4 protein-coding genes and 3 pseudogenes are annotated in these 6,664 nt (G+C 40.8%); 4 read left to right on the top strand and 3 right to left on the bottom strand.

The window, feature by feature from the left end:
• Positions 1-214: 214 nt before the first annotated feature.
• Entirely contained in the window at positions 215-1,057 is an 843-nt protein-coding gene (locus tag F6K53_RS27350; protein WP_293082816.1) for an FtsQ-type POTRA domain-containing protein, read from the bottom strand.
• A gap of 28 nt (positions 1,058-1,085) precedes the next feature.
• Entirely contained in the window at positions 1,086-1,238 is a 153-nt protein-coding gene (locus F6K53_RS27355; protein ID WP_293082821.1) for a hypothetical protein, read from the bottom strand.
• A gap of 253 nt (positions 1,239-1,491) precedes the next feature.
• Between F6K53_RS27355 and F6K53_RS27360 the strand changes: the two genes are divergently transcribed.
• Both F6K53_RS27360 and F6K53_RS27365 read left to right on the top strand, forming a co-directional pair.
• Positions 1,492-2,811 (top strand): P-loop NTPase fold protein, encoded by a 1,320-nt coding sequence (locus F6K53_RS27360; RefSeq protein ID WP_293082824.1) that lies wholly within the window; start codon positions 1,492-1,494, stop codon positions 2,809-2,811.
• 516 nt (positions 2,812-3,327) lie between these two features.
• Positions 3,328-3,528, top strand: a complete 201-nt coding sequence (locus F6K53_RS27365; RefSeq protein WP_293082827.1) for a hypothetical protein — start codon at positions 3,328-3,330, stop codon at positions 3,526-3,528.
• A 187-nt stretch (positions 3,529-3,715) separates the two neighbouring features.
• Here the strand turns inward: F6K53_RS27365 and F6K53_RS27370 are convergent.
• Positions 3,716-4,476 (bottom strand): annotated as a pseudogene (locus F6K53_RS27370) (IS1 family transposase).
• 799 nt (positions 4,477-5,275) lie between these two features.
• On the opposite strand from F6K53_RS27370, the pseudogene F6K53_RS27375 reads away from it, so the two are divergent.
• Both F6K53_RS27375 and F6K53_RS27380 read left to right on the top strand, forming a co-directional pair.
• Positions 5,276-5,556, top strand: a pseudogene (locus tag F6K53_RS27375) (hypothetical protein); the annotation flags it as partial.
• A gap of 19 nt (positions 5,557-5,575) precedes the next feature.
• Positions 5,576-5,719: pseudogene (locus F6K53_RS27380) on the top strand (IS982 family transposase); the annotation flags it as partial.
• Between the last annotated feature and the right edge of the window lie 945 nt (positions 5,720-6,664).

A 6,664-nucleotide genomic window follows, 5' to 3' on the forward strand; every position in this document is an offset into this window, starting at 1 on the left:
AGGTGAGGGTAAGTGTTTATCTTTATCTTTATAAGTTATATGTAGCAGTCTGAGTTAACTATAGAGTAAGTTGATTGAAAAACCAAAGACCCTGGCAACGGCTGGCTCTATACCCGATAACTGACCTGAAACAAAACATAGGTTGCTGGAAATATCACCTCGGTTTAGCTGTCAGAGTAGGGATGTAGAGCTGTCTGACCTTCAACGCTTATCGTTATTTAACTCTGGATTCCACACTGTCATGGTCTGTGATCATTTGAATCGATGGTAAGTCTGGGTTTTGCAGGTCAATGTAAGCTATTTGGCTTTTTTGTGTGCGCTTCGGCAATTCTCGCATCTGGTCTAGAACTCTCAGTTGCGTGGGGAAGCTTTCACTGTAAGGACCTAAATGTACATTTCCTAACTCGGTTTTCAGAATTAAGTTGCCTGGATTTCGCCAATCGATCTCCAAAACTTTGACAGCCGAATGACTCACAGCTTGATAAAAATCGAACCAGTAAGGACGATAAACGGAATTTTGACCAATCACTTTCAACTTCGGTAACTTCAGGTTGGCCGAGAGTGGTTCGTAACTGCTCTTGGGGCTCCAGATCCCTTGCTCATCGACTAAACCCAACGTTGGGGTAGAGTTTTTAGTTTTTCTGGTTTCGGGCTTACTCTGCTCAGCAATAGCCACTGGTTGACGCTCTCTAATTTGTATTGTCAATCCTGGTGGTATAAGTTGACGGCTAACATTAGCCGAAGCAATAGGAGCTTCAGACTCCAGAAACTCGGCAAGGACTTGGGGTTGTACTTGCAGTAAAGACTGGGGATAGGATACAGGCAGCAGGGAGCGAATCGCTTCAGCAGAAAGCCAATAATTCCCTTGAATCTCGATTTGTTCTGGGTGACGAATCATCCAATCTGGTAAAGTTATTGCCCAGAGTAAACTTCCAGCAATACCGCCCACCAAAAGTGTACGCCAAATCTTTTGATAAAATTTAATCCGGCGTGTCCGTCGCAGTTGTTTGCGTCGATTAGACAATTGTGATTGAGAGACTGATGCGATGTTGGTCATCTACTACCGATCAATCGACAGAGTACATTTATGACTTGAAGTAAGCCTGACAATTGGCGCGTGGGCATTTGCGCTGCGGCGCGATCGCTTCACGCCAATCTACCCAAAAATCTGGGTAACGACAAGGTTTAAACTTTGCAATTCCTGACTGAGCACCAAATACTTGTTTTAATTTAACCACTACTAGGTTCCCACGTTTTATACTTAACAGGTTGCATCAGTCTGATGGGAAAAGGCATTGGTGCCTAATCAGTCCTCTATAGTTAACTCATCCCACGACTAAGGTACGTGGGATGGGTCAGTGATTAATGATTAGTCTTTTACAAAAGACTAATCACTGGCGACGCTTTCTATATCACCCTGTTAAAGGAGTGGGCTTTATAACCGCCTTCTGTAAACCATAACCATCACCACAGGGAGTGGGAGGTTCATTTATGGAACTGCATCTACCAAGATTTTTCAAAGCGTGTAACCCAGCTAAAACCTTAGATATGGGGAATCCAGAAGACCATCCATACTATATCGATTTTTCCGCTGTCAGGGGAGGAAAGATTATCGAAGCTTTAGGACGAACCATTACCCGTCTGTCACCAGATGAACCTACCTGTCAATTGTTTACTGGTCACATTGGCTGTGGTAAGTCTACTGAGTTGTTAAGACTTAAAGCCGAGTTGGAAAAGCAGCAATTTCATGTTGTTTATTTTGAGTCCTCTCAAGACCTAGACATGGTGGATGTTGATGTCAGTGACATTTTACTCAGCATCGCTAGGTCAGTCTGTGAAAGCCTAGAAGCGATCAGCATACAGCTCAAACCCAGTTACTTTAGTAAATTATTTAATGAAATCAAAGACTTTTTGCAAACTCCTATTGAGTTTTCAACAGAAGCCGAATTTTCGGTAGGCATTGCCAAGATTACAGCCAGAAGTAAAGACAGTCCTCAGCAACGCCAACTGCTACGACAGCATCTAGAACCCCGCACCCAAAGCATTTTGAATGCCATCAACGAAGAAATTTTACAATCAGCGATTCAGCAGCTGAAATTGCTTGGCAAAAAGGGTTTGGTGGTGATTATTGATAATCTTGACCGAGTTGATAATCGCTCCATGGCTTCAGGTCGCTCCCAGCCAGAGTATCTGTTTATCGACCGTGGTACTCAGTTAAGGCGTTTGAACTGCCATGTGGTTTACACTCTACCCTTGTCCTTAATGTTCTCCAACGAGTACGAAACTCTCAAAAATCGAGTCGGTGGTGGTGTGGCTCCCAAAATTTTGCCCATGGTGCCCATACAGTTACGGGATGGTAGTGACTATCCAGAAGGTATGGCACTGCTGCGACAGCTATTGCTAGCCCGAGCTTTTCCAATGGTTGATCCTCAACAGCGGCTAAACCTGATTCCACTAGTATTTGATAGCCCAGAAACCCTCGACCGGATGTGTCGCATTAGTGGGGGTCATGTCCGTAACTTGTTAGGGTTGCTCTATAACTGTTTGCAACATGAAGACCCACCCTTTTCCAGGAGTTGTTTAGAGAGTGTGATTAAGGGATACCGAGATGACTTGACTCTGGCTGTTGAAGAGGAAGAGTGGAAGTTGCTATCTCAAGTCGTGCAACAGCAGTCCGTCAAGGGGGAACAAGAATATCAAACCCTGTTGCGCAGTATGTTTGTCTATGAATACCAAGATGAACAAGGGCGCTGGTTTGGGATCAACCCAGCCTTAGCAGAAACAGAAAAGTTTCGGACTCTAGTTCTGTGACTGACGGGGTGACAAGCAGCATTCGGTGCCTTACTGGGTATGGGGTGACCGGGTGTGGGGTGTCGGGAAACATCAGGAGCTTTAAACCTTGGTAGCGATGCAGTCGGCCAAAGGGGAGTTTGAAGTTCCCATATAACAGGGGTTAGAAGTTGACCAAGAGAAGGGTAGCCTTTATGGTTAGTCGGCTTAGGGTAAAAGGGTTTTTTCTCTTGTAAGAAGGCTACCCTTCTCTTGGATTCGGCGGAGGCCAAAATGGGTGCTCGGTTATGAATAAAAGGGTTTTTTCTTTTGTAATAAGGCCTCAGATGAAACCTTGGTTAGAAGTTGACCAAGAGAAGGGTAGCCTTTATGGTTAGTCGGCTTAGGGTAAAAGCAGGGTAATCGCAGATATTTGGTATAAATTGTACTTGACAAAACCGACATTTGCCCAGTAATAATTCGGACTAGACAATTTCTCCAGAATCAAGGAAACTGCATAGATATTAAATCAGTCTGTTCACATTCTCAACGGCCGTGATGTCATTTGGTTTTGGTGCTCCAACCCCATCCCCCCTTTCAAAGACAATGAAACAGCTCAAACATAGCGTGATTAATCAGTTTGAGCCATTGGATGACCCAAGATTCAAACGGGAACCGAAGCATAAACTTGTAGATATTGTGCTGGGGGGGCGACGAAATAAGTTAAAACGCAGACTCTATAAGCGACCTAGCCCTTAGACCTCGTTGATAATACTTTCGTGTCTTGATGCAGTCGCTCATGGGGGAAACCCCCAAGACCGCGCTGCATCGCTTATTAGGATGCGCGTTTCATTAACTCGGTTACTAATTCTAGACAAACATCCTTAAAATTTACCCAATTTTGGCCATATAAACCGGTAGTGGTACACAAGTAGTGATGGCCTAATCAACCGGATAAACATTTATTATAGTGATGAACAAAATTCCAAATAGCTCCTAGATGATTTTCTAATTTTTTTGAAAATGACAAAGTTTTCCTAACCAGACGACTAATCCTTTGTCTTAAGGTATTATTTTGTCTTTCAATATGATGAGTTTTCCAGGTTTTTTTTCTACAGGTTTGTGACGTTTTTTAGGTATAACTTTTTGATAAGCTTCCCAAAAATCTGTATAACACACAGCACATTGTCGAACCACTGGAGGAAAAGACTTCCATAATTTATTTGCCGATTCGCGAGTGCGATCTCCAATATAAACTCCAACTATTTCTCTAGTTTCTTGTTCGCGTAGCGTGGCCAACGGCCATCAATGGCCAACCAAATCCATTGCTGATTATCTTTTTTATTAACAAAAGACCACATTTCATCACATTCTATGGAAATTTTACCTTTTGGTTTTTCTGAACCCTTTATTTTTTGGGGAGTTTCGGCATATTTTTTATTAACATACTTCTCTGTTGCAATGTTTTTGAAACTCCAACTGATCGAGCAATACCCGCCAAAGATATTTTCTCAAGTAATAAGTGATATATTAGTTTTTTTTCGACAATGGTATTGGCTTTTTTGTGGGATTTTAAAAAAACTGTCTTTTACAGTTTTTACAGAGATATTTTTGTTTTTTATGATGAGTGCTTCCATTTTTTACTGTTTGCTCACAATTGCAGTAAGGGCAATTGGGTCGGGTGATTAAATTTGATACTGTATTCATGGTTAAGATAGTGTATTTTTCCCTTGAGAAGTTTTTTTTGACTAATAAAACTTTAGCAGTTTTGTAAGTTTTATTTAATCAGTATTTATTATAATTTAGATAATGTTTTATAATTAATTATAGTTAAATTGGTAGATTTTTACTTAATAAATATCTTATTTAAGGGGAATACAATGTTGTATCATACCAAATCCGCTTTACCAAGGCTATATTCAAAAAAACACAAAGTCCTTGCCCAGAGCAGATTTGGGTATTTTTTGTAATCAGCCTATAATAACCGGATTTGGTATCACTACTTATTTATCACTACCATACTTTTAAGTTATATGAAATAAGGCGACCCTCTCTAAGGTTTCGTCTCCAAAAAATGGAGTCAGTGTAATGGATAGAGGATTGGCGAGTTTGCTGATAATCGAAACCCTAAAGACCAAACATAATCGTTATTTTGTCTTAAGAATTAAAAACAATGTCAAGCTAGAAATGTTTTAGGTGCCCTTGACCCATCTAATTATTAAATTCGCCACGGGTCGCCCCTTCAGGCAGAATCTAATCGGAACAGAAAAAGAGTAAGTACAAGGGAGAGTTGTCAACTTTTGTGACCTCGAAACTCAGACGGAATTTAGACTAGTGACTAACCTACCAGAAGCATAAGAATAAGGTATAAGTAATGAAGAAGTTGGGAATTTTTATCGTTTATTTGAACCGTAAGAGAGGGTCGCCTTTAATGTCGGCAGGTTATGGGTAAAAGGTTTAAGTTATATGAATAAGGCGACCCTCTCTAAGGTTTCGTCTCCTTGGCTGGTAAATAGAGTTGTTCTGGAAGTTTTTGAAGATGCATCTAAAACTGGACAGATTAATAACAAAGAATGTCAAGGGAATTGAGTACCAAATTTATACCTGTCTCATAGCTTATGTCTTATTACAATTAGTGGTTATCCCGATTTCGGCAATAAAATTTTAGATAAACTCCGATATTTACCAGCTTTTATGTGTGAAAATAATATTGGTTTGATCAGATGGTTTTTTCGTGAAGTTATCTGGTGTGTTATAGGTATAGTGTGTCTAATTTTATGTAAATAATTAGGTAGATTCAACATTTCTGATTGAAACCATTAATTACCAACTCAAAAATATTTATCAAATCGAACATTATCGTCATCGCTCACCGGTTAATTTTTGCGTCAATGTTCTGTGCGGATTGATTGCATATTGTCATCAACCCAAGAAACCGAGCCTTAATCTGGACTGGCTTTTACCTCAATCTGCCCGGGTCCGAACTGAGGTTACCTTAGCTGTTAATCACCCTTTTCTTTTTGAGGGAGAACTTTCTCTCAAAGCTTGGTATGAAATTAGTTTAGCCTTCAGGTTCACCCCCTGAGGTAAGGTACATCCCCTCATGTATAACCTACCACCTACCACCTACTAATTGCTTTCAAGGGACAAATTTTGTCCCTAATTGATTTGAAAACCGATGGGTGCATCTCATATTTGTAAAAAAGATGTGAAGTGTGGGAAGTGTGGGAAGTGTGGGGCGGGGGCGCGGGGAGTGTGGGGCGGGGGCGCGGGAAGTGTGGGAAGTGTGGGAATTTTCGCGGGAATTTTTGCCTAATTGCAAAACTGAGATGCACCCAAACCGATCTAGTCAGGACTTCCCCAGTAACTCTACCTGTAGGGGAGTAAGCCCTGTGCGCCTACAGGTAGAGTTTGGTGCCCAGTTTTGCGGAAGTCCTGATAGTTCAACTGTTTTACATGTTTTCGTCTAGGAACTTATAGTTCCACCCCACTATAAAAAATCAAAAATTCCGGGAAATCACTGATATCCACGCTATGGACTTCAGGCTCAATAAGTGAATTTATCATTGTTATTCAGGATTTTCATTAAATATATTTATTAAATAAGTAGTAGTAATTACTGAATTCTTTATCAAGGTACTTATGATAGACGTTTTTCTTGAGTAATGCCTGATTATGCTTGTTGTTTTTTATCAGTAAAAACCCATACTTACCGATAAGTTCTGATAGTAATCTTACTATCTAGAGGGAAAATCACCCTAGTAATAGGTAATTTCTACCAGTAGGGGTCAAAAGGTTAGTGACATGAAGCAGCAAAATCCCCCAGAAACACTAGCCCCATACAGTGCTCGCTCTCTATTAACCCTATCCCGGGCAATAATGTTCTCCCAAGGAG

It is taken from the genome of Moorena sp. SIO4A1 (assembly GCF_010672065.1).
Classification (GTDB): Bacteria; Cyanobacteriota; Cyanobacteriia; order Cyanobacteriales; family Coleofasciculaceae; genus Moorena.